This is a genomic window from Nostoc sp. JL34 (genome assembly GCF_017114945.1).
Taxonomy (GTDB): domain Bacteria; phylum Cyanobacteriota; class Cyanobacteriia; order Cyanobacteriales; family Nostocaceae; genus Nostoc.
Genome location: NZ_JABXKQ010000023.1, coordinates 1 through 22735 on the forward strand (window position 1 = coordinate 1; position 22735 = coordinate 22735).

Below are 22735 nucleotides of genomic sequence, written 5' to 3' on the forward strand. Positions count from 1 at the left end.
TCAAAAATCTCAGCAAATCAGAGCATTTTTCTCTCACCAGAGACATAAAAGAGCGTTAATTTCCCTTTCCTTACTGATTGCGATCACACTGAACCTTCCTCGCTTTTCGGTTTCCAGGTCATTGTCTTCACCCAATGCCACGATAGAGATTAAAATAGGCGACCTTTTTGATGAACCTGGGCACTTAGTAATCGGGGTTAACGATGTTTTCGATACGGAATTGGGGGAGGTCATCAAACCCTCAAGTGTCCAAGGGCAATTCCTCACAGGAGTGTATCATGGCGACCAAAAACGCTTGGATGCTGAGATCGATATTGCTTTAGAACCTTTCAAGGCCGACAAAAAGAGGGAAGCGAATAAAAAAAAGGGGAAATTTTGGCGATATCCAATCAGCACAACTCTTGTGTTGGGGTCGCCAGATAGACGATTCTTCTTAAATGCCTATGGTTTTATGGGGAATGATTTGAAAGTCAAAGCAACTGCTGATAATATCTGGTATTCGTTAAGTTGCCTCTGGGAAAAGGTGCGGCTAAAAGGTCATGGATTAGAGGTTACTATCCCGATAATTGGTTCTGATCTTGCTCGGACGAATCTTCCCCGCATGACTTTAACGAAACTGATTGTTATTTCCTTCATTGCTGCGTCAAAGAAAGACTTTGTAACAAAGAAATTAACAGTAGTCATCCATCCCAAAGACCTCGATTTGGTAGATTTGTATGCATTAGAAGACTTTTTGGACTCAACGTGCTTTTGAGCCAAAATCATCTTTGACTAGACATAATATAGCAAAGTAGGTTGATGGGATTGAACATTGAGAAGTCAATTGCAGGCTAACAAGCACGGCAATAATATCCTGTAGTTTCTTTTACCAATCAGTAGAAGACTCAGGGCTGATGACCACTCAAGTAAAATTTGGTACTCTTAGCTCGGAATCACTGTAATTACGTCCGTGACCGAGATGAGTAGTCCAACAGCCCGATCCTACGCTTTCTTATCGATTGCAGCAGCAATCGTCACTATTGCCCTAAAATTTGGCGCTTACCTGCTAACCGGGTCAGTAGGTTTGCTTTCAGATGCTATTGAATCAATTGTAAATCTGCTAGCTGCATTGGTTGCTCTATGGGCATTGACCTATGCTGATAAACCAGCCGATGCCGAACACGCCTTTGGACATTCTAAAGCCGAATACTTCTCCAGTGGTGCAGAAGGTGCGTTGATTATAGTGGCAGCCATTAGCATTGCTGTTGAAGCTTGGGGACGCTTGCTGCATCCAGAACCATTAACACAGCTAGGATTTGGGTTGGCACTCTCTCTATTTGCAACCGCAATCAACGGCGTTGTTGCCTTTATTTTGCTACGCGCAGGACGACGGTTGCGTTCCATTACACTCAGGGCTGATGCTCACCATCTGTTTACCGATGTGGTGACTTCGGGTGGTGTGATAGTTGGAATCTTACTCGTCAAGTTAACAGGCACTCTCGTACTTGATCCAATTGTCGCCCTGATAGTAGCAGCAAATATTACTTGGACAGGATTTCGTTTGCTGCGGGAAACCAGTAGCGCGTTACTGGATGCAGCTTTGCCTAAAAAAGAAATTGACGCAATTAAGAGCATCCTTAACGAATACAAACGTCAAGACATCCAGTTTCATGCCTTGCGAACCCGCACTGCTGGAACCCGCCGCTTTGTTTCCTTTCATGTTCTTGTACCTGGATCTTGGACAGTGCAACAAGGGCATGATTTGTGCGAAGCAATCGAGCTTGCTATTCTTGGGGTGCTACCTTCAACCCACGTTACAACTCATTTAGAACCTGTAGAAGATCCAGTTTCTTGGGAAGATTTGGAGTTGGAGCGTTCGAGCAATCAGCAAATGCAAGATATGAGCGCAAAAGATTAATTGCTGCTAGATCGCACTCATAAACTGCAATGCCGAATACTGCAAATGCGTAGGCGTAGCCAGCCGTAGGCTTCGCCAATTTTCAAACTCAAACAAGTTAATTAACTTGCGATCGCTTCCAGCGAGTGGTTACGCCATTGCAACTGTCTTTTTCCGCGAAGGACGCTTGCGGTCAAGCTTAAAAAAAGGGTAAGCATTTGCAATGCATCGACTTGCATTGTGAATGTATCGACTTGCATTGTCAATGCATCGACTTGCATTCATAGTTGAATCAGTTTTAAACCATGAGGAGCATTAAAATTTCTAACACTCTAAAGCTGAAGTGTCACTAGTGGGAATACAATCAGAAAATGATGCAGTTTTGTTAGTAAAGACTGCACTAGAAAATAGTGGAGGTTAAAGCAATGGATGGGCGCGATCGGTACTTACGAATCGCTCTGGTTCTTGTTGGAATAGCTTTTCTACTTATCTATCCGCTAACTCAGGTCTGGGCATCAGGCTGGTTATGGCAACCAGGTCAGCACGAATACGAACAGATGATCGTTGGTGTTTATGCAACGCTTGGTATCTTTTTGCTGTTAGCTTCAAGGCAACCAGAAGCTCACCTCAGTTTAATCTGGTTCACCGTCTGGTCAAGTGTAGTTCATGGGCTGATCATGGCGGTACATGCAGTAATTGACCCTCTTGAACAAGGACACTTGTTTGGTGATGTTCCAGCATTGTTCTTGGTAGCAATTGTACTTGGCTTTTTAGTGCCGCGCAAAGTGGTATCAACTACATGAGTCGGTATGGAATGTCTGTACATCTCTTGCAATTGAAGAGATAAGCAAAGGCGATCGCCATTTGAAGTTAGAATTGATGGGCGATCGCTGCTAAAGTTTGAACTACAACTGTTGTGTGGCATCAATTTGGTATGATTTTTTGAAAGGGTGCGATCGTTAGCGATATGCTTCTCTTAAAAATCTTGCATAATTTCCCCGAACCATTATTGTATCGGGATGACCTACACCTAAAGTACGTTCACAAATTGCTAAAGCTTGCTTAAATAAGGGTTCACCTTCACTGAAGCGTTTTGTAGAACAGTAGAGTCCTGCTAGATTGTTCAGGCTAGTGCCCACATCGGGATGATTGTCTCCCAGTAGGCGTTTGTAGAGTTCCAAAGCTTGCTGATACAAAGGTTCGCCTTTATTAAAGCGTCCTGTAGAACAGTAAAGTGATGCTAGATTGTTCAAGCTATTAGCGATATCGGGATGGTTGTCTCCCAACAGGCGTTGTCTCAGTTTTAAAGCTTGCTGAAACAACGGTTCAGCTTCGCTGTAGCGTCCTGTAGATTTATAAAGTGCTGCTAGATTGTTCAGGTTAATGGCAATATCGGGATGGTTGTCTCCTAGTAGGTGTTTTTTTAGTTCTAAAGCTTGCTGAAACAAGAGTTCGGCTTCGCTGTAGCGTCTTGTAGAACCGTACAGTAATGCTAAATTGTTCAAGCTATTGGCGACATCGGGATGTTTGTCTCCCAGCAGGCGTTGTCTCAATTCTAAAGCTTGCTGGAACAACGGTTCGGCTTCACTGTAGCGTCCTGTATAACGGTAGAGTTCTGCCACATTGTTTAAGCTAGTGGCGACAATAGGATGGTTGTTTCCCAGCAGGCGTTTTGTCAGTTCTAAAGCCTGTTGATATAGGGGTTTGGCTTCGCTGTAGCGTCCTGTAGATTTATGAAGTGCTGCTAGATTGTTCAGGCTAGTAGCAATATCGGGATGTTCCGAACCCAGGCGATTCTCAGCAATTTTTACACACTGCCGCAACCAAGGTTCTGCTTGCTGATAAAGTCCTTGTCCTTGATAAAACCAGCCTAAACCTGTAAACGGTCTGATTAAATCTTCATCGCTTAGATACTGGGATAAGTGGGTTGCAACTTCTGTAAGATGGGGGATATGTGGAGTGAAATTGAAAATATCTTCACGGTTAGGCTGTTGAGGAATTCGCTTTGCCACCTCTACCATCTGCGCTACAAAAGCAGTTTTCACCTCAACTGCATTACTTGACTCATCCAACTTCATTTGGAAAAATAGCCGAATCAGTGGATGTAAACGATATATTCCTTTAGCCTGCCATTGTATTAAATGCAGTTTCCGCAACTCAGCGATAGCTTTCTCCCAGAGTTCTTGTTCATCGTCATCTTCTATCGTCTCCACAGAAAAAGGAATATCAGCCAAAGCATACAAACTCAGCCAACAGCCTAAGCTTTGTGCTTTCTCATCCAATTGTTCCCAACTCAATGCAAAAGCTTCAGCCACACCATATTCATAACGCATCAATGGGTTGGCCTTAGCTATTGCTTCGTGTTCCAATCGCTTTTTCTCTAGCTGCTTCAGCAGTTTTTCCAGAGATAAATCTGGCATTGTATCCAGATATCGCCCAAGCAACTCTAATGCCAAAGGCAAATATCCTAAGAATTTACAAATTTCTTTCGCAGCCCAAGGTTCGCTTTTAAGTCGTTCTCTGTCAACCAGCGATTTTAATAATTTCATCGCTGCTAATGGTTTGAGAACACCCAAAGGTAATTGCGGCAAAGTTCTATCAAATCTCTGGCGCGTTGTCAGCAATACTTTAAATCGGGGTGATTCTGGTGGTAGATAACGCTGAACCTGTGTTTTGTAGTCGGTGACATCATCAAACACTAGCAGCACTTCACCTTGTTGCCAATTCTGCCAGCAGTATCTCAGCCTATTTGCTAATTCCCAGTCGTCTCGTGCAATTCTGTTGAATTTCAATTCAGCAAATCTGAGAATCTGAATTCCGACATCTATTCCCTGTGCAGATAACCAGCAAACCCCACCTTGATAATTCTGCAAGTGCTTTTTGGCGTATTGGGTAGCGAGTTCAGTTTTGCCGACTCCACCCATACCTCCCACAGCTACAATCGCAACTTGGCGAGATATTTGTAATTGCTGGTGCAGGTTTTGTAGTTCCGCCTCACGTCCCACAAATTTTTCAAATGGGACAGCAGGGGGAATATTATGATGAATTTCCTTAATTGTGGGGTGGGCATCTTGCCCGCCATTATATTTCCTTGTCAGGCAAGCCCGTAATTTTTCTAACTTACCCCGACCTTTAGAGGTGGCTAATTGAGGATAACTCTGGGCAAACTTGTCATAAACCTCAGTCATCCGCTTTTTGAAAGCAAGAATACCGATTTTCAGTTCTGTGGCAACTTCCGTTTGACTCTTATCTGAGTTTTCAGTCTTTAAACATTTTACAAAAGCTGCCGTTTGCTCTGGGGATAAGCTATGAGTAGCAGCTTCGTTGGCTAGAAAATCAACCCATTGCATAGACAGCTTGTGAGATTTCTTCTCGATTCTACTTAATTTCTACCTTCTCTCTACTTTGTCTCCATTTCTAGGGAATCTCCGCTTCTTCTGGCAGAAATAAGCTGTTGCATAGAAACATTTAGAAGAGGTTCAGCCGTGAAAACTGCCTTAACAACTCCAGTCAATTCCAATCAAACCACCCAAACTTCGCAATTAATCCCCGCCTCGCCAACATCGGTAGAGAATCCATCTACCTGGATGCGAGATGGATACAGTCCCACTGAAATCATCCTCGCGGCGGCAATTTTAACTTCATTGTCGATTGGGGGAATTGCTACTGTGATTGTGGCAATTACGGGCTTAGTTAAAACTTTAGTGCCTGTAATGGTAAGCCCAACAAGGGAAAAAAAGAAGTAGTCAACTTAGAGGCTGTTTTCCTTCTGACCTTTAACTCTACCTTTCTTGATAAAGTTTTAAGTCGGGCAAGCTTAAACAAAGGGTAAGCATTATGAATGCAAGTTGATGCATTGTGAATGTATTGACTTGCATTGTGAATGTATTAACTTGCATTGTGAATGCATCTTGCGGAGTATATTTAAAAACACACCTTAGCTAGAGTCTCTGTGCCAGATAGCAGTGATACTATACGGCTCATTCCTGTTGTTGCTTGTAGGAGACAATTATGGAAATCAGTAGACGCAGCTTGTTAAAAACTGCTTCTGCTTCGGGATTAGTGGCAGCAGGACTTGCAATTTCGGAAGGATTTTTGCAGCCGCTCCTCGCCAAAACTGAAGCTGTTGATGAAAATACTCAATTGCTAGCCCAAAGTTCACCCACTTCAACGCGACGCGGCGAAATGTTGTATCGCAACCTCGGACGCACCAAAGAACAAGTATCTGTGATTGGCTTGGGGGGGTATCACATTGGAAAAATTGAAGAGGAACAAGAAAGTATCAAGTTGATCCGCAGTGCCATCGATCGCGGCATTAACTTTATGGATAATTCTTGGGACTATAACAACGGACGTAGCCACCGTTGGATGGGAAATGCTCTTAAAGATGGTTATCGTCAAAAAGTCTTTTTAATGACGAAAATCGACGGTCGCACCAAAGGCGCTGCCAAGATGCAGATTGATGAATCGCTCAAAGATTTGCAGGTCGATCATATTGATTTATTGCAGCATCATGAAATACTCCGCTTTGAAGACCCCGATCGCGTCTTTGCTCCCGGTGGCGCAATGGAAGCAGTCGTTGAAGCGCAGAAGGCGGGCAAAATTCGCTATATCGGTTTCACAGGACATAAGAATCCCCAGATTCACCTTCAGATGCTGGAAACTGCTACACAAAATGGTTTCCGCTTTGACACTGTACAGATGCCATTAAATGTGATGGATGCCCATTTTAGAAGTTTTGAACACCAGGTTTTACCTGTGCTAGTCAAAAACAATATTGGTGTGCTGGGAATGAAATCGATCGGGGAGTCCTACATCCTCAGAAGCAACACGGTTAGCGCGATTGACTGCCTGCACTACGCAATGAATTTGCCAACCTCAGTTGTGATTACTGGCATCGATAGCATGAAAATTTTAGACCAAGCCTTTGAGGCAGTCCGCACGTTTAAGCCAATGGATCAGGCACGAGTTACAGCCCTGTTAGCGCGTACCCGTGAGGCAGCGGCTAAAGGGCAGTACGAGCGATATAAGACCACAACCCAAAATGATAGTACAGCCATGAATCCAGCTTGGCTGGGGTAAATATTAATACTATTTTTAACCATTTTTTTTACAAAAAATGTTGAATCTATTTGCACAGTTTGCACTGACGGCATCTGGTGCATGATTTCAGCATTAGTGGTCGGACTCAACTGTGCGATCGCACTTGTTTTTCATTCAATTTTGCAACATATAGCTTTATCCAAGGAGAACATTAATTATGTCCAACTTCAAAATACTCTCTACTGGTCTAATAGCGATCGCCTTATCTCTGGCGACTGGTTGCACACCAACTACTCCCCAAGACCAGACTACATCTGAAGCTCCATCTGGTACAACTCAACCTGTACAAGCAACTGAGAGTCCATCACCAACTGCATCACCAACTGCATCACCAACTACGTCGCCAACTACACCAGGGCAAAATACCCCCAGTTCTTCAGACAAACAGTTTATGACTGAAGCTGCTCAAGGTGGTTTAGCAGAAGTCCAATTAGGACAACTTGCATCAAAACGTGGAACTAGCAATGCGGTAAAACAGTATGGACAGCGTATGGTTACAGATCATACTCAGGTAAACAATCAACTCAAACAGTTGGCGACTCAAAAAGGTGTAACGCTGCCAACTAGTCTTGACAGTAAAAATAAGCAAGTCCTACAAAGCTTATCCAAACTTTCTGGTGCTAAGTTTGATCGCCAATATTTGAATCAGATGCTTCAAGATCATGAAAAGGATGTCTCTGCATTTGAGACTGAAGCTCAACAAGGACAAGATCCAGACGTGAAAGCATTTGCTGCTCAAACGCTACCAACTCTCCAAGAACACCTGCAACAGGTTCGTTCTCTTGTTAATCCTGGAAGTTCAACTAGCACTCCAACTCCAAGTAGTACCCCAACTCCAACCAGTACCCCATAAGGCATACAGTTCAGTTAAACATTTCTTCTTTCCCTTTGCGTCCGCTGCGCGTACTCCTGCAAAAAAGCAAGCTACGCGTAGTGTCTCATAAAGAAAGCGATAGCCTGCGGTAAGTCGCTCTGCATATACGTTAAAGAGTTTTAGCCAGAAAAATCTAATATTAGCGTTGCATGAAGGAATTAGATAATTTATTTCTTGGAGTTCTCTAAGTACAGTTTTGCGTCAGAGCGTAGATTTTTTAATTGCAGAGGAATGCATTGGCATTGTCAGGCGACGCATTAGCATTGTCAGACGACGCATTGGCATTGTCAGACAACGCATTGGCATTGCAGGGTATTTCCAAATTTAATTCGCTACGAATTGCTGTACTAAATTCAAAATTTCATCATTTCATCATTAAGGAACCACGATGCCTGAAGTGTTTAAAGGAAAATTTTCTCGTCGTCAGATTCTCACTACTGCTGGCTTAGGAGCCGTTTCAGTCACCGCAATTGGTAGTATGGGCGAAGAGGTTGTTGCCCAACAGCCAACTGGGCAAGCTACCCCACGCGGAGGCTCCTTACCGCCTCAGATTCAGTTTCCACCCATCTCGGAAAAGACTGAGGTTGATACGGGTGGGCCACCAACTGCATTACCTCCAGAGCGACGCTTGGGGTTTGCGATCGTCGGACTTGGCAGATTGACATTGGAAGAAATCATGCCTGCGTTTGCAGAATGTAAACTAGCAAAGCCGACTGCATTAGTTAGTGGTGATGCTGCCAAAGCAAATCTTGTTGCCCAGCAGTATGGCATCAAACCGCAGAGCGTTTACAACTATCAGAATTATGATAATCTCCGCAACAATCCAGACGTTGATGTGATTTATATCGTATTGCCTAACAGTATGCACCGGGAATATACGGTGCGTGGTGCTAAAGCAGGAAAGCATATTTTGTGTGAAAAGCCAATGGCAACCACAGTGGAAGATGCTCAACAGATGATCGATGCGTGCAAACAAGCCGATCGCAAGCTGATGATTGCTTATCGCTGCCAATATGAGCCGCATCATCGCGCCATGATTCAGATGATCCGTAGCAAAGAATTGGGAGCTATCAAGGTAATTCAGGCAGACAACGGACAAAATCAAGGCGGTGACTTAAACCAGTGGCGATTGAAACGCGCCTTAGCTGGAGGTGGCTCTTTACCGGATGTAGGAATTTATTGCTTGAATGCAACTCGCTATTTGACGGGAGAAGAACCGATCGCAATTAGCGCCCAAATCTTTAGTACTCCTGGCGATCCGCGCTTCAAAGAGGTAGAAGAAAATGTCACCTTCCAATTGCGCTTTCCTAGTGGGATACTAGGGATTTGCTCCACTAGCTACGGCTTTCACGAAGCACGCCGCTTTCGCGTCTTCGGCTCTGATGCTTGGGCGCAGCTCGATCCAGGATTCTCTTACAACGGTTTGCGAATGATGATTTCGCGCAAATCCCCAACCAACAGCATGGCAGAAAATGTCAGCGAAGTTCGCATAGGCGAGAAGAATCAGTTTGCTTTGGAAATCGATCACATGGCAGATTGTGTGATTCAGAATAAACAACCCCATACGCCTGGTGAAGAAGGTTTGCAAGACCAAAAACTAATCGCGTTAATTTACGAAGCAGCACAAACAGGCAAGACAATTACCCTACCTCGTGTGTCGGGACTAGATACCACTCGTGGCCCCGCTCCCAGAATGCTGAAGTAAATACTGCATACCGCTGTCATGATAACCTCTGCTTGGAGTCCGCTCCGTAAATCTTTGTTTCGCGATCGCTGGCTTGATTCAGGCGATGAACCCCCGGTTATTTCTCACATGATTTATGCTCATTAATCCCAACAAGCACGAGCTGAGAAAAGACCTTTCATCATACCTTTGGAGTTGTCATCTCAAATAGTTTCCCAATCTTTGTATACTCAACTGGCCCACCTAAGCGTGTAATCGGCTGCATCCCTACAGTATCAACTAACCCCAAATCTTGGCGGTATAGGTCTTCACGCACATGAAATCGTAACACTCGACCCAATACCATCACATTATTGGTTCCTTCCACTGGAATTATCTGTGTGACTTTACACTCCATCGCCACAGGTGAGCTTTCAATCCGCAACGGTCGGACATCTGTAGCAGGAATAGCTTTTAAGTTTGCTTTTTCAAACTCGTTAACTCCATAAGGGAATTCCGTTGCTGTTTGAACCATTGCATGAGAGAGCGTTTCATCAACCACATGACACACAAATTCATCAACTTCATGAATATTGCGTAACGTGTCTTTTTCTTTTGGCTCATGTCTACGGTATGCGACTGAAAACATAATAGTTGGTGGAAAACCTGCTACTGCATTGAAAAACGAATATGGGGCGAGATTAGGAATTCCAGAGGCACTAATTGTAGACACCCAGGCAATTGGGCGAGGAGCAACGATGCTCGTCAATAGATGGTAAGGAGCAGGGTCTTTCATTTCCTGCGGCACAAATGATAACATAAAATTTTATAATATTACGGGTAGTTGAGAGTATTCAGTGAATACCAAAAAATAAATTATTCAAGAACTGACTGGAAAGTCCCTTACCTAAGTTCAATACTATTTGCCCATTTTTGGTATTGCTCTTTGGTCATAACAACCTATACTTTGTGTGAAAGCAAAATTCAGCCTAGAGACAGATATTTTAACTGAGTGCAATATACCTCCTATGAAAAGAAAGAGTCTTAAATTAAAAATTTTGCAAACAGTTTAAGGGACTCTGGCAAAACTGGAAGTTATGGAAAAACAGTATTTTGTGATAACTCTTATGATAGATAAATAACTCAAGTTGGCAACTACCCTGCGAGGCATGATTTTAGCGGTATTTTCGCTTATCTTGGGTAGAATAACACTGCAATACCTGCGGGGTGTAATCGTTAACGGGCGGCAAATCGATTCGTGTTTGACACTAGCAGTAATGCACAATGGCACAGTCATCACATTGTTTTCATTAGGACTGCTTGTTCAAGCTGATAAACTGCTAGAGACAGAAAAAGAAGCAATCAAATGAACGAATTACAAACAATTTTAGAAGGCTTCGAGTTAAGTGAAAAAAGTGGTGAAATTACTTTCCTTGCTACTGTAGTCAAAACTCAAGGTTCAACCTATCGCCGACCGGGTGCCAAAATGTTGATGACTAATACAGGTCGGATGATCGGAACAATCAGCGCTGGTTGCTTGGAGAATGACGTATTTGAGCATACTCAACAACGAATGTCAAGCGGCGAAACAATTGTTGTTACTTACGATAACACCGCCTCTGAAGATATTCTTTGGGGCTTTGGTTTAGGGTGCAATGGGATAGTGCAAGTTCTCATCGAACGTCTTGAAAGAGAAAGCACACCAAATGCGATCGCTTTTACACAGGAGTGCTTTAATAAAAAACATTTGGGTATTATTGCTACAGTTTTTGCCTTTGAAGGCGGGGTAGATGTAAAACTTGGGTCGCGGTTACTGGTGTATCCAAATGGTAAAATTATCACTGATATCAAAGATCCAAATTTAGTTCAATCTCTGCTTGCAGATACTCAAACAGCCTTTGCTAATCAAAAGTCAAGCGTAAATAACTATCAATTACCTTTAGGCAGTGCAGAAGTATTTATTGAAGTCATCCAACCACCCACACCTTTAGTAATATTTGGTGCAGGTTATGATGCTGTACCTGTAGCCCAGTTTGCTCAAGCATTAGGTTGGGACGTTACTGTAGTTGATTGTCGAGCTAATCAGGCAACTAAAGCGCGATTTCCTATGCCTTGTGATGTAATTCTTAGTCGGCGAGAAATTGTACAAAAACAGATATTTATAGATGCCTACACGGTTGCTGTAGTCATGACGCATAATTACCTTGACGACCTAGAAATTTTAAAGATGTTGCTAGCATCTCCTGCACGCTACATAGGGGCTTTAGGCCCGAAGCCGCGGACTGAAAGATTGCTTGAAGATTTACGAGCGCAAAAAATAGTTTATACTACTGAACAATTAAAAAGATTGCATGGCCCGATTGGGATTGACATAGGAGCAGATACACCTGAAGGAATAGCGATCGCCATTATTGCGGAAATTCAGGCAGTGCTAACAAACCGCAGTGGTAATTTTTTAAGAAATCGCAATCAACCAATTCACCAATCCTATGAAAGCAACTCAAACTTATTAGTTAGCACATAGTTTTTATTTGTTATGGTATTTCACACTGAGCAAATAGATAATGAAAAATCAACCATAGCCATTATGATTCTTGCTGCTGGTGCATCTACACGGATGGGTACACCTAAACAACTATTGCTTTACCAAGGACGTAGTTTTTTGCAATACATTACAGAAATGGCGATCGCTTCAGTTTGTCAGCCTGTAGTAGTAGTACTTGGAGCTAATGCAGAACAGATTCATCCCCAAATTAAGCAACTTCCTGTTAGAGTAGTTCAGAACTTGGATTGGGCTTGTGGAATGAGTTCTTCCATCAAGAGTGGTCTTGAATTATTAAATAATCTTCCGCAAAAAATAGAAGCAGTAGTTATTACACTTTGCGACCAGCCATTTGTTTCTTACCAAATTATTAATCAACTTGTTGATGCATATTATTCGACGAAAAAACCGATCATCGCTTGTGAATATGCGGGTACATTAGGTGTACCTGCTCTATTTAGTCAAATATTTTTTTCAGAACTTGCTGCTTTGAAAGAAACTTCCGGGGCAAAAAGAGTTATTAATAACAACCTCAATGAAGTGTTTTCTATTCCATTTCCACTAGGGAATATCGATATTGATACACCAAAGGATTACGAACAATTGCTATCACATGGTCTAAATACCCAAATTCATTAGTTTGTGAAAATTAAAGCTGCGAAAGGCTTTCAGCAATTGGGTTCTCCCACTTTGATACAAGAAGGATAGCCTACCGTCGCTAAAGTAACGGGTGGATTAAGGCGATCGCAACAAATTTTCACTGACAGAAGTAACCGGATGCTAGAAAAACTTCGGGTATTGTGTAGATGCAGATAAAAAACTCCACGCCACTTGCGGGATGGAGTTTTTGGGCATAGGGAATGGGGAAGAAGTTACCAATGCCCAATGCCCCAAGCGACGGGGCGACTATCCCTCTACAGACACCTGGAGATGGAGTTTCCCGTCGCTTTCAATGAATGCCTTCGGCAATATTGGGAAACAAAAAAGTGCAAATCACTAAGCGTAATGTTGAATTAAGAGTAGATGGCAGCTTAATGCGTGTTTATGTTGCGGCTCCCAAAGCAGCAGGAAAATACCCTGGTATTGTCTTCTACAGTGATATTTATCAGTTAGGTGATCCAATGATTCGTCTAGCTAACTACTTAGCAGGATACGGCTATGTAGTAGCAGCCCCAGAAATTTTTCACCGAATTGAGCCAGTTGGTTTAGTGATTGAGCCAGACGATCTTGGACGGATGCGGGGTAATGACGATGCTCGTCGAACTTCGGTAGCTGATTATGATGCCGATTGCCTTGCTGTGATTGAATTTCTCAAAGGAGAGAGTGCAGTTTCTCCAAATCAAATAGGCACTCTAGGCTTTTGTATTGGTGGACATTTAGCTTTCCGTGCAGCATTTCAAAGCGAAATTCGGGCTTGTGTCTGCTGTTACCCTACTGGCATTCCCAGTGGCAAACTGGGTAAGGAAGTAGCCGATACAATCCAGCGGGTAAGTGAAATCCAAGGCGAGATGCTAATGGTGTTCGGTACTCTTGACCCTCATGTGCCAGAAAGCGATCGCCAAACCATAATTACAGCAATTGAGAATGCTCATGTCCCTCACCAAGTTTTCTTGTATGAAGCAGAACATACTTTCATGCGGGATGACGGTTATCGTTATGATTCCAGTGCTACTACGTCTGCTTGGTCTGAAATCGTAACTTTCTTAGGGCGCATATTTGCCAACTGAAAACTTCTATTATTGCTTTCTTTCTTTACTTGACAGTTAGTAGCCCATCAATTTTGAGTTGTCTGCAACGCCAACAAACCAGCACCGTAAGCAGGCTCATCCCTGGGAAAAATCACATTTACTTTAGGAAACTTATTAACAAGAGACGCGACAAATCTCTCATGGATTTTGCATCTACCGAGCCAGACACTTCCCGTGGTGACTACTTCTAAAATTGAGTCAGAATTAAAAATTGCATCAATTATTGTAGATGTAGCTTTCACTAAATCTTTTACAGCATCATCAATGATCATATTCGCGACTATATCACCTGACGCTGCTGCCAAATCTACAATTGGTGCTAAAGCCGCTATTTGTTTAACTCCCCATTCTCGCCGATATATTAATTCTATTAAATCTTCTATACTTTCCAAATCAAGATGCTGTTTAAAAGCCTCTAATAAGCTCGTTGATATCTCTCGTCCATCATAATATTTTAATGCTGCGTTCATACCAGAGACAGCAATTTTATAGGCGCTACCTTCATCTCCTAAAATATAACCCCAGCCACCGACTCGTTTGGTATGTCCCTGATGATTTCGCCCGAAAACTATCGAACCAGTACCAGATGCAACCACAATTCCTACAGGCTGACCAATTCCACCAACTAAAGCAATTAAAGCATCGTTACAAATTACAATATTTGCTGGCTGTAATACCCAAATAATAGGGCGAGACTTATTATTTTGTAACTCTTGTACTAAACCTTTTACTACTTCGATATCTGCTGCACGACCTACACCTGCTAAACCCAGGCATATCGCTTCAATATTCACAGTATTTTTAATTATTGTTACTTCAACTGCATTATGAATTGCAGATTGAATAGATTGTAGAGTGGCTTCGATACCGATACTTTGATAATTAGATGGGCCTGCTTCACCGCGCCCTAACACTTGACACGAATCATCCATTAAGACACAAACAGTTTTGCTACCGCCGCCATCTATTCCCAAAACATAATTCATAATCTGTAATAATGTTAATTACTGGAGTTTAGACTAAGCAATGCAAAATTACCCAGCAGGACTGAGTTAATCGGAGACTTACCGAAAGTATAAACTTTTAAACAAGCTGGAAAACACACAGCAGTGAGTACATGCAGCTTTTAACAAATATTTACGCGGACAAAACCGAGAATGGGTATGCGTAACCTGGATGATGTAGTGGCAAAAAAGCCTCCTGATTTCTGAACATCATTTTATTTCTTAAGAGAGATGATTTAGATGTCTAGACCTCTCTGAGGGTAAATAGAATAAAAGTAAAGTTAGGGAGTAAAATATTTGAACAAATTAAAACTGACTTGATTCAGAGCAAATATATGTTCAGTATACTTTGGGGCATTGTTGTTGTACTGGTTGCTTTTTGGGCATTAGGACTGACACTTCATATTGCTGGAAATTTAATTCATGCAGTGTTGCTTGTAGCCATTGGCCTTGCTATCTATAATTTTTTCAAGGCGCGTGATGTGTAAATAAATAACTCCTGACGCTTTTCTCCGCTTCAGTGAGGTTAGTTAAATCAGATACATAAGTTTGACTTTTTGGCGGATATTTGCTGAAAAATAATTTTTAGGAAATTATTATTTGGCCGATATAGCCTCAAATAGGAGATAAAAACCTTTTCAAAGCAACTTGTGCCAAATACTAGGGTGCAGATAAAATCAGTTGACCATAATTAGGCAACCACATTACCGTACTTTCTTCAATTAAATTAGTAGCTATTAAGATACAGGAATCTCAATGACAAATTCTGTTCCTTCGCCAAGCACAGAATTGCAACTCAACCGCCCATCATGGATTTCATCAACAATTTGACGAGCGATCGCTAATCCTAATCCTGTTCCCTTCCCAACCTCTTTTGTTGTAAATAGGCGATCAAAGATCCTTGCTCTAACCTCCTCTGGTATCCCTTGACCGTTATCTTTGATACGAATTACCACCATGTTTTGCTTACTGGATACTTCGGTGTGAATCAGTATTTGGTGATGATTGTCTTGTGCTTGGGCAAAAGAAAGCCCCTCGCAGGAAGTATCTAAGGCATCAATGGCGTTAGCGAGGATGTTCATAAATACTTGATTTAGCTGTCCTAAAAAGCACTTGACAGGTGGTAACTTTCCGTATTTAGTGATGATTTCAATTGCTGGACGTTTTTCGTTAGCTTTGAGGCGATACTTCAAAATCAGCAGGGTACTCTCAATCCCTTCATGGAGGTTACAAGCAACTTTTTCGGCTGTATCGGCTCTGGAGAAGGTACGGAGACTGATGCTAATATCTTTAATCCGATCGCTTGCTACCTTCATTGAGCCTACTAATTTTGGTAAGTCTTCAGTCAGAAATTCTAGGTCAATTTCTTCACCATGCTCAATAACTGCGATCGCAGGATTGGGATGATGTTGTTGGTAGGATTGGATATGGGCAAGTAAGTCTTGAATATACTCTTCGGCATTGTTGAGACTGCCTTTCAAAAATCCAATGGGATTATTAATTTCATGTGCCACCCCAGCAACCAAATTACCCAAGGTTGCCATTTTTTCATTTTGCACCATTTGTAATTGGGTATGCTCAAGTTCTTGTAGCGATCGCTCTAACTCTTGGGCATAATTTTGAGATTCTTGATAAAGACGGGCATTTTCTAGAGAAATGGCAGCTTGAGCGCATAGTAGTTGGATAACTTCGGTGCGATCGCTTGTAAATGCACCAATTGTTAGCGGATTTTCTAGATATAGCAACCCAATGAGTTTACCTTGATTTAACATCGGCGTACACAATACACTCTTAGGTTGTTGCTGTATGAAATATGAGTCGGCGATAAAATCAGTTTGTGCTGTTGCATCATCCAGCACAACAGTTTTTAAGCTGCGTTTGACATAGTTCATCAGTGTGACGGGAATGCCTTCGCTGGTTGACAATGGTACAGATACCAGAGTGACTCCTTCATTGATGGTAGCTACAGCTTCAACCACTAAGTCGCCCTGTTGGAGTACAAGTAATGCAGCTTTTTGTGCCCCAGCATTTTCCATCACCACTTGCAAAAGGGTAGTGAGTAATTGCTCTAATTGAATTTCACTGGAGAGAACTTGTGCGGCTTTAAAGATGGTGGCAAAATCGAGGGCTTCCGAAATACTGCTGCTAGAAAGATTTGTGTGGATGGTTTGATGTGGAAATGATGATGCATCAACGGTTGAACTCAGTTGAAAGCGATGATGCTGCCCTTGTAAGATGGGAGTTAGGAGTTGAGGATAGCGTTTTTCTAAGTCTTCAGTTTTGGCTTTAGCGCCCCAACGAGCATAGCAGTAATAAGCTTCCTGCATATAAACTTGGGCAATTTTTTGTTTCCCCCAGTCGAGGTAGAACTTGGCAGCTAACTCATTGCTCAAGGCTTCTTCTTGGATATATTCATTTTCTTTCGCCAGAGTTATGGCGCGATCGTACAATTCTATTGCTGCTATTTTTTCGCCTAAAACCCGATGGCGTTCTGCTTCCACCAAATCATATTTGTGCTGGAAATTCATCGGTGCAGATTTGGCTCGAAACTGCAATTTTTCCTGGTTTTCGCCAACCTTTAAGAGTAATTGTTCTTGTTGAGATGGTTCAGCCGTTGCATAGACAGCCAGACGAGACAGAGAATCGTAATAGTAGAAAACAGGCACAGATAGCATTCCTGCGCCACCGTTGAGGTATTGCTCTCCCTGATTTCCATTTTCAACTGCCGCCGGAAAATTCTCAAACAAATAACTGAGTGTTAATTTACTTAAGAAAAATACATGGAGTGTTAATTCGTCATTCTCTTCGATCAGCGCAGATAATAGTTGTTCATCTTGATAATCTTCACCAATGAAGCGCTCTGTATGATCGCTAGATTCGGTTAAATTATTAATGCTTTTACAAATTATATTCGACCAATTTAATAAGCGCTGATTTTGGGCAAAATTAGATTCATAGGCTTTGATATCTGCTAAGAGAATTTCCAAAACTTCTGTGCCACTTAAATAGACATAGAATAACTTGAAAATCATCGATGCCAGCACATGAAAAAAATCGCCTGTTTCTAATCCAAGACTATGGGATTCCTGTAATAAACTAATTGAGATGCGGACATGTTGTTTATTAAATTGATTCAATGCAGCCACTTTAAATATAGTCATGCTTTGAACAGATTTTGCTTGAAATCTATCCACAAGCATTAAAGCTAGTTTGCCAAATTCGTAGCCTGACTCCAGTTGGTTACAAATATTAAGTACAATTCCAAAATCTGCATACCCTGGTGCAGAAAGTGATGCATTGCCGTATTTAAGAGATACATTCACCTCTTCGCAGGCAATAATTGGGAACAGATAAGGCGCAGCCTGATGGATGGCGGGAGCAATGCTAGCCATAATCCGCAAAGCAACCAAAGCTTTGGGATCATCCATCAATGGTAAATCAACTAAGCCCTGAATACTTCTGCCAGCCAAAGTCGAGAGCGTGTTGAATACATATTGCTGAACGTCTGGAGGTGTGACTGATTCAGGTAATGTTACCCCAAGTTGAGCCAGAAGTTCGCGTCCAGTTGCGATCGCTTTGAATGATTGATTCCGCACCTGATAAGCTTGGAGTTGCACTTCATAAACTTTTACTCTATCCAGTAAGGTGGTTGTTTTTTCGATGACGACCTGGATAAGAGATTCCATCTGGTCAAATTCATTATTGAGAAAGGCCGCTTCGGCAGCTTCTTCGTATAAACTTCGAGTCAGTTCGTAGGCGATTTTCCAACTATTAATCGGCAGCAGTTGCATTCCAGAATAGAAGTAATGAATTGCTGCACTATAAGCAGTAGATTCTTTCGCTTTTCGACCAGCATTCAGATTTAACTGAGCTAATTGTTGACGTTCAGCCGGTTGGTTAATTAGCAGTATTCCTCGATTTAACTGACTGACAATCTCAAAAATTCGCTCTTCTTGCTGTGATTCAGAGGTATTTTGTAAGAGTAATTGACCAATTTTAAGATGGGTAAATTGTTTCTCTTCATCTGGAATTAAAGAGTAAGCCGCTTGCTGCACCCGGTCGTGTAAAAATTTATAGATAGGGACTTGGCAATTATAATTTAAGGGATTTGATTCAGAATTATGTTCATTATCTTGAAAAAATTTATAAACTTCACTAGTAGGTAAAACTAACCCTTCTTGCAAAGCTTTCCATAAAAATGCTGCTGTTTCAGTTTGCGATTGTTCAGAAACGATTGCTAAGGTTCGCAAATCAAACTGGTTGCCAATACACGCAGCTAATTTCAACATATTTTGTGTTGCATCTGGCAACTTTTGCAACTGTAGCGCTAAGAATTCTACAACATCGTCGGTAAGCGCAAGTGCTTTGACAGCAACAATATCACATTGCCAGTACCCTCGCTCAGAATTAAAAGTAATCAGTCCATCTTCATATAATATTTTGAGAAAGTGTGTTGCAAAAAATGGATTTCCTTGAGTTTTCTGATAGACGAGTTCGGTTAGAGGTTGGGCAGTTTTATCTGAACAACTCAAGGTATCAACCACCAATTGATTTAAACTAGCATTACTTAACGGAACTAAAGTAATGCTGTGAATTGTCGCATTGGCTTTGCGAATCTCCGCTAAAGTCAACGTCAACTGATGCGTGGTAGATACTTCATTGTCTCGATAAGCCCCAATTAAAAGTAAAGAGCCACTTCCTGACTCGCTCATCAGCAACTGCATCAATTTGAGTGATGCAGAATCAGCCCACTGCAAATCATCAAGGAAAATTACTAATGGATGTTCTTTTGTAGTGAATACCTGAATGAACTTTTGGAAGAGTAAATTGAAGCGATTCTGGGCTGCACTTGGTAAAAGTTCAGTTGCAGGTGGTTGTTGACCAATAATTTGTTCTAGTTCGGGAATTACTTCAAGAATGACTTGCCCTTGATCGCCCAGCACTTGTAAAATTTTATTTTTCCAAGTTGACAATTGTTCATCTGATTCACTCAGTAATTGTCCCATTAAGTCTCGAAATGCCTGCACAAAAGCGGAGAAAGGAATATTCCGATTAAATTGGTCAAATTTGCCTTTGATGAAGTAGCCCCGTTGCCGGACAATGGGTTTGTGAACCTCGTTAACTAAAGCAGTTTTACCAATGCCAGAAAAACCAGCCACCAGCATTATTTCTGTTTGATTGTTGGTAACGCGGTCAAAGGCTTTTAGCAGAGTTTCAACTTCATGCTCACGACCATAGAGTTTTTCTGGGATAATAAAGCGATCGCACACATCCCGTTGAGCAATTGGGAAACTTACAATTTTCCCCGTCTCTTTGAGTTGAGCCAAACAATTTTCTAAATCATATTTCAGCCCAAATGCGCTCTGATAGCGGTCTTCAGCATTTTTCGCCATCAATTTCATCACAATGTCACAGAGAACTTGAGGAATCTCTTCCCTATTCCCTGTCCCCTCTCCCCTCTCCCCTAAAAGTGGTGGAAGTTTGGCAATATGACAATGTACCAATTCCATCGGTTCGTGCGATTGAAATGGTAATTGCCCTGTTAGTAACTCGTAAAAAGTTACACCCAGAGAATAAAAATCAGTCCGGTAATCAATCCCCCGATTCATCCTTCCAGTTTGCTCTGGAGACAAATAGCCAAGTGTCCCTTCTAATACACTAGGACTCATGAGGCTTTGAGTTTCTCGTGGCAGCAGAGATGCAATACTAAAGTCAATTAACTTAACTTCTTTAGTTTCTGGATGAATTAAAATATTGGCGGGTTTAATATCTTTGTGAATGACCCGATGACGAATTAGAATATCTAATGTATTGCACAGTGCGATCGCTATTTGTAAAAACTCTTCTAAAAACCCGATGTCTCGCGTCTGGTCACGAGCAAAATAATCTTTTAGAGAAATTCCGCCAAAATCTTCCATCACCAACACATAACCATTTTGATGCGTCTTCAGACTATAGGTTTGGATGATCGTGGATGAGTTGAGATTTTTGGCAATCATGTACTGATTACGAAACTGTACTAGTTCAGAAAAACTCGGATAAGGATTTTTCAGTAGCTTGATGACCACAGGTAATGAGTCAATCTCTCGAACGGCTCGATAAACCAGGGTTCTGGAACCGTTGTAGAGTTCTTCGCTGACCTGATAGCCGGGAATGCTAACTACAGTGCTAATCATACTTTAGAAATTTTAAGACCTTAGCATTTAGTATTCCCAGATCCGCCCCATTCGTGAGAGATTAAGGTAATTGCATTTTTTCAAGAGGCGCAGTCCAAGGGACAAATCTAGCTTGGATACTGGCGATTTCTTGGCTTTGACTAGTCCTAAGTCTTGATTCTCTTTGGCGGCGAAATATTTAATCGGGTCATCCACTTTCCCTTTGTAGCAGATAGCGATCGCGATCTGTGTCCCACGCTTACCCACATGAGAACATTCGGTAGTGCAAATCTTGTCAAACTTACCCCGTCTGCGTTCATTCGACTTGCGGGGAATTATTAACCAAATGCCATATCGCCGCAAATAGCGATGTACTGAGATGATTCAATGTGCTAAATATAAAAGCAAAAGACGCTTTTCAAACATCCTCTTAGAGGTATTTTAATTTCCCCCTTTTTATTGAGTATAGAATCACACAAAAGATAGAGGTATTAACCGACTCAATTTCATTATTATCAACAAGATATAAATAAATATTACAAAAAGGAGTCAGCTATTAGCATCCTATTATCAAATAATGTCGTCATCCCAAAATGGCATAATTCCAACATTGCTCTGGATCTAAAACGTGCCACGGAAATTGCTGATTATTGTGCTAAGAATGCCAGTGCTATAGATTGCAATAATGCTTTTCCTCAGCAGGAGTTTGAGCTGATTGCTAAGGCTGGGTTGTTGGCTGCACCATTGGTGAAAGAATTAGGCGGATGGGGTGCAGGAATCGATGCTAATGTTACCTACGAGCTTTTAATGTTATTAAAGCAGATGGGGCATGGCAATCTGGCAGTTGGCCGAATTTATGAAGGACATATCAATGCCCTGCAACTGATTCAGACTTTTGGTTCTAGAGAACAAATTACAAGCTACGCCCGTGATGCCCGCGATCGCCATAAAATATTTGGTGTTTGGAATGCTGAAGCCTCTGATGGTGTCAAGATAATTCCTTTTGAGAATGGACGTTATCGGCTGGAAGGTTCTAAAACTTTTTGTACTGGTGCAGGCTATGTTGAACGTCCTTTCGTTAACGGAGTATTGCCAGACGGCGGTTGGCAAATATGCATTGTGCCGATGGAGGAAGTGACAACAGTTAGCGATCCAGCTTGGTGGCAACCTTCTGGGATGCGAGCTACTGCTAGTTATAAAGTAGATTTTAGCGGTGTAGAGTTGGATCAGAGCGCTTTAATTGGTCAACCAGGAGATTACTATCGACAGCCTTGGTTGTCTGTTGGGGTGATTCGGTTTGCTGCTGTGCAACTAGGTGGGGCAGAAGCACTGTTTAACCTGACTCGCAAGTATCTCCAGGAGTTGGAATATACAAATGATCCATATCAAAAAGAACGGCTGGGCAGAATGGCGATCGCCATTGAAAGTGGTAATCTCTGGTTGCGTGGGGCTGCCGATCGGGTAGCAGCCTATGCGCCAGTGTTTGGTGGCGATCCCACAGTTCCCCACCCACAAGCAGACCAACTCGTGGCCTATGCAAACATGGTGAGGACAGCAATTGAACAAATTTGCATTGATGTGATGCAGTTGTGCGAACGTTCTGTTGGGACTCGCGGCTTAATGCCACCAAATCCGATGGAACGCATTATCCGAGATTTAACTCTATATCTGCGTCAACCTGCTTTTGATGCGGCCTTGGCAAATGTAGGGCAGTACGTCTTGCAGCAAAGTAATCCGGCTTCAATGCTTTGGAATGATGAATAAATTCGG

19 protein-coding genes are annotated in these 22735 nt (G+C 42.1%); 14 read left to right on the forward strand and 5 right to left on the reverse strand.

Going from position 1 to position 22735, the window contains the following annotated elements:
* The 3 genes from HWQ44_RS03645 to HWQ44_RS03655 form a co-directional block, all read left to right on the forward strand.
* Window positions 1-754, forward strand: a 754-nt coding sequence (locus HWQ44_RS03645; RefSeq protein ID WP_292714974.1) for a macro domain-containing protein, incomplete at its 5' end; no start/stop codon positions are given.
* A 204-nt stretch (window positions 755-958) separates the two neighbouring features.
* On the forward strand, window positions 959-1897 hold the full coding sequence (locus HWQ44_RS03650; protein WP_292714977.1) for a cation diffusion facilitator family transporter: 939 nt from the start codon (window positions 959-961) through the stop codon (window positions 1895-1897).
* A gap of 404 nt (window positions 1898-2301) precedes the next feature.
* Window positions 2302-2679 carry a DUF6632 domain-containing protein gene (locus HWQ44_RS03655; RefSeq protein ID WP_292714980.1) on the forward strand — a complete coding sequence of 126 codons (378 nt, stop codon included), beginning with the start codon at window positions 2302-2304 and terminating at the stop codon, window positions 2677-2679.
* Between the two features lie 156 nt (window positions 2680-2835).
* On the opposite strand, the gene HWQ44_RS03660 is transcribed toward HWQ44_RS03655, so the two are convergent.
* The gene (locus HWQ44_RS03660; protein WP_292714983.1) at window positions 2836-5226 is read right to left on the reverse strand and encodes a tetratricopeptide repeat protein; all 2391 of its coding nucleotides are present in this window, start codon (window positions 5224-5226) and stop codon (window positions 2836-2838) included.
* Between the two features lie 135 nt (window positions 5227-5361).
* Here HWQ44_RS03660 and HWQ44_RS03665 point away from each other — a divergent pair, with 135 nt between their 5' ends.
* From HWQ44_RS03665 to HWQ44_RS03685, 5 genes are all read left to right on the forward strand, one after another.
* Window positions 5362-5622: a hypothetical protein gene (locus tag HWQ44_RS03665; RefSeq protein WP_292714986.1), complete on the forward strand. Its 261-nt coding sequence runs from the start codon at window positions 5362-5364 to the stop codon at window positions 5620-5622.
* Between the two features lie 265 nt (window positions 5623-5887).
* Window positions 5888-6958, forward strand: a complete 1071-nt coding sequence (locus HWQ44_RS03670) for an aldo/keto reductase (RefSeq protein ID WP_292714989.1) — start codon at window positions 5888-5890, stop codon at window positions 6956-6958.
* Between the two features lie 178 nt (window positions 6959-7136).
* Window positions 7137-7832 carry a DUF4142 domain-containing protein gene (locus tag HWQ44_RS03675; protein ID WP_292714992.1) on the forward strand — a complete coding sequence of 232 codons (696 nt, stop codon included), beginning with the start codon at window positions 7137-7139 and terminating at the stop codon, window positions 7830-7832.
* Window positions 7833-8049: 217 nt separating this feature from the next.
* On the forward strand, window positions 8050-8181 hold the full coding sequence (locus HWQ44_RS03680; protein ID WP_292714995.1) for a hypothetical protein: 132 nt from the start codon (window positions 8050-8052) through the stop codon (window positions 8179-8181).
* Window positions 8182-8241: 60 nt separating this feature from the next.
* Window positions 8242-9558 carry a Gfo/Idh/MocA family oxidoreductase gene (locus HWQ44_RS03685; RefSeq protein WP_292714997.1) on the forward strand — a complete coding sequence of 439 codons (1317 nt, stop codon included), beginning with the start codon at window positions 8242-8244 and terminating at the stop codon, window positions 9556-9558.
* Window positions 9559-9718: 160 nt separating this feature from the next.
* Here the strand turns inward: HWQ44_RS03685 and HWQ44_RS03690 are convergent, their stop codons facing one another.
* Window positions 9719-10336: a flavin reductase family protein gene (locus HWQ44_RS03690; RefSeq protein WP_292715000.1), complete on the reverse strand. Its 618-nt coding sequence runs from the start codon at window positions 10334-10336 to the stop codon at window positions 9719-9721.
* Window positions 10337-10664: 328 nt separating this feature from the next.
* Here HWQ44_RS03690 and HWQ44_RS03695 point away from each other — a divergent pair, with 328 nt between their 5' ends.
* The 4 genes from HWQ44_RS03695 (at window position 10665) to HWQ44_RS03710 (ending at window position 13785) form a co-directional block, all read left to right on the forward strand.
* Window positions 10665-10886 carry a hypothetical protein gene (locus tag HWQ44_RS03695; protein ID WP_292715003.1) on the forward strand — a complete coding sequence of 74 codons (222 nt, stop codon included), beginning with the start codon at window positions 10665-10667 and terminating at the stop codon, window positions 10884-10886.
* Window positions 10883-12040, forward strand: coding sequence for an XdhC family protein (locus tag HWQ44_RS03700; protein ID WP_292715006.1), 1158 nt, complete (start codon window positions 10883-10885; stop codon window positions 12038-12040). Before HWQ44_RS03695 ends, HWQ44_RS03700 begins: the two co-directional genes overlap by 4 nt.
* Window positions 12041-12052: 12 nt before the next feature.
* Window positions 12053-12697 (forward strand): nucleotidyltransferase family protein, encoded by a 645-nt coding sequence (locus tag HWQ44_RS03705; RefSeq protein ID WP_292715009.1) that lies wholly within the window; start codon window positions 12053-12055, stop codon window positions 12695-12697.
* A 347-nt stretch (window positions 12698-13044) separates the two neighbouring features.
* A complete protein-coding gene (locus HWQ44_RS03710) occupies window positions 13045-13785 on the forward strand; it encodes a dienelactone hydrolase family protein (protein WP_292715012.1) in 741 nt (246 codons plus the stop codon).
* Between the two features lie 47 nt (window positions 13786-13832).
* Here the strand turns inward: HWQ44_RS03710 and HWQ44_RS03715 are convergent, their stop codons facing one another.
* Window positions 13833-14792 (reverse strand): N-acetylglucosamine kinase, encoded by a 960-nt coding sequence (locus HWQ44_RS03715; RefSeq protein ID WP_292715015.1) that lies wholly within the window; start codon window positions 14790-14792, stop codon window positions 13833-13835.
* A gap of 353 nt (window positions 14793-15145) precedes the next feature.
* On the opposite strand from HWQ44_RS03715, the gene HWQ44_RS03720 reads away from it, so the two are divergent.
* On the forward strand, window positions 15146-15298 hold the full coding sequence (locus HWQ44_RS03720) for a lmo0937 family membrane protein (protein WP_292715017.1): 153 nt from the start codon (window positions 15146-15148) through the stop codon (window positions 15296-15298).
* Window positions 15299-15547: 249 nt separating this feature from the next.
* Here the strand turns inward: HWQ44_RS03720 and HWQ44_RS03725 are convergent, their stop codons facing one another.
* Complete coding sequence (locus HWQ44_RS03725) at window positions 15548-20986, reverse strand: ATP-binding sensor histidine kinase (protein WP_292715020.1); 5439 nt, start codon at window positions 20984-20986, stop codon at window positions 15548-15550.
* Between the two features lie 27 nt (window positions 20987-21013).
* A complete protein-coding gene (locus tag HWQ44_RS03730; protein WP_292715022.1) occupies window positions 21014-21328 on the reverse strand; it encodes a hypothetical protein in 315 nt (104 codons plus the stop codon).
* A gap of 276 nt (window positions 21329-21604) precedes the next feature.
* Between HWQ44_RS03730 and HWQ44_RS03735 the strand changes: the two genes are divergently transcribed.
* Window positions 21605-22729 (forward strand): acyl-CoA dehydrogenase family protein, encoded by a 1125-nt coding sequence (locus HWQ44_RS03735; RefSeq protein WP_292715107.1) that lies wholly within the window; start codon window positions 21605-21607, stop codon window positions 22727-22729.
* Window positions 22730-22735: the final 6 nt, after the last annotated feature.

Coding starts and splice junctions, on each gene's coding strand:
- HWQ44_RS03725 (WP_292715020.1), bottom strand. CDS start 20,986: ATGATTAGCACTGTAGTTAGCATTCCCGGCTATCAGGTCAGCGAAGAA.
- HWQ44_RS03705 (WP_292715009.1), top strand. CDS start 12,053: ATGGTATTTCACACTGAGCAAATAGATAATGAAAAATCAACCATAGCC.
- HWQ44_RS03685 (WP_292714997.1), top strand. CDS start 8,242: ATGCCTGAAGTGTTTAAAGGAAAATTTTCTCGTCGTCAGATTCTCACT.
- HWQ44_RS03675 (WP_292714992.1), top strand. CDS start 7,137: ATGTCCAACTTCAAAATACTCTCTACTGGTCTAATAGCGATCGCCTTA.
- HWQ44_RS03660 (WP_292714983.1), bottom strand. CDS start 5,226: ATGCAATGGGTTGATTTTCTAGCCAACGAAGCTGCTACTCATAGCTTA.
- HWQ44_RS03655 (WP_292714980.1), top strand. CDS start 2,302: ATGGATGGGCGCGATCGGTACTTACGAATCGCTCTGGTTCTTGTTGGA.
- HWQ44_RS03720 (WP_292715017.1), top strand. CDS start 15,146: ATGTTCAGTATACTTTGGGGCATTGTTGTTGTACTGGTTGCTTTTTGG.
- HWQ44_RS03715 (WP_292715015.1), bottom strand. CDS start 14,792: ATGAATTATGTTTTGGGAATAGATGGCGGCGGTAGCAAAACTGTTTGT.
- HWQ44_RS03700 (WP_292715006.1), top strand. CDS start 10,883: ATGAACGAATTACAAACAATTTTAGAAGGCTTCGAGTTAAGTGAAAAA.
- HWQ44_RS03650 (WP_292714977.1), top strand. CDS start 959: ATGAGTAGTCCAACAGCCCGATCCTACGCTTTCTTATCGATTGCAGCA.
- HWQ44_RS03670 (WP_292714989.1), top strand. CDS start 5,888: ATGGAAATCAGTAGACGCAGCTTGTTAAAAACTGCTTCTGCTTCGGGA.
- HWQ44_RS03690 (WP_292715000.1), bottom strand. CDS start 10,336: ATGTTATCATTTGTGCCGCAGGAAATGAAAGACCCTGCTCCTTACCAT.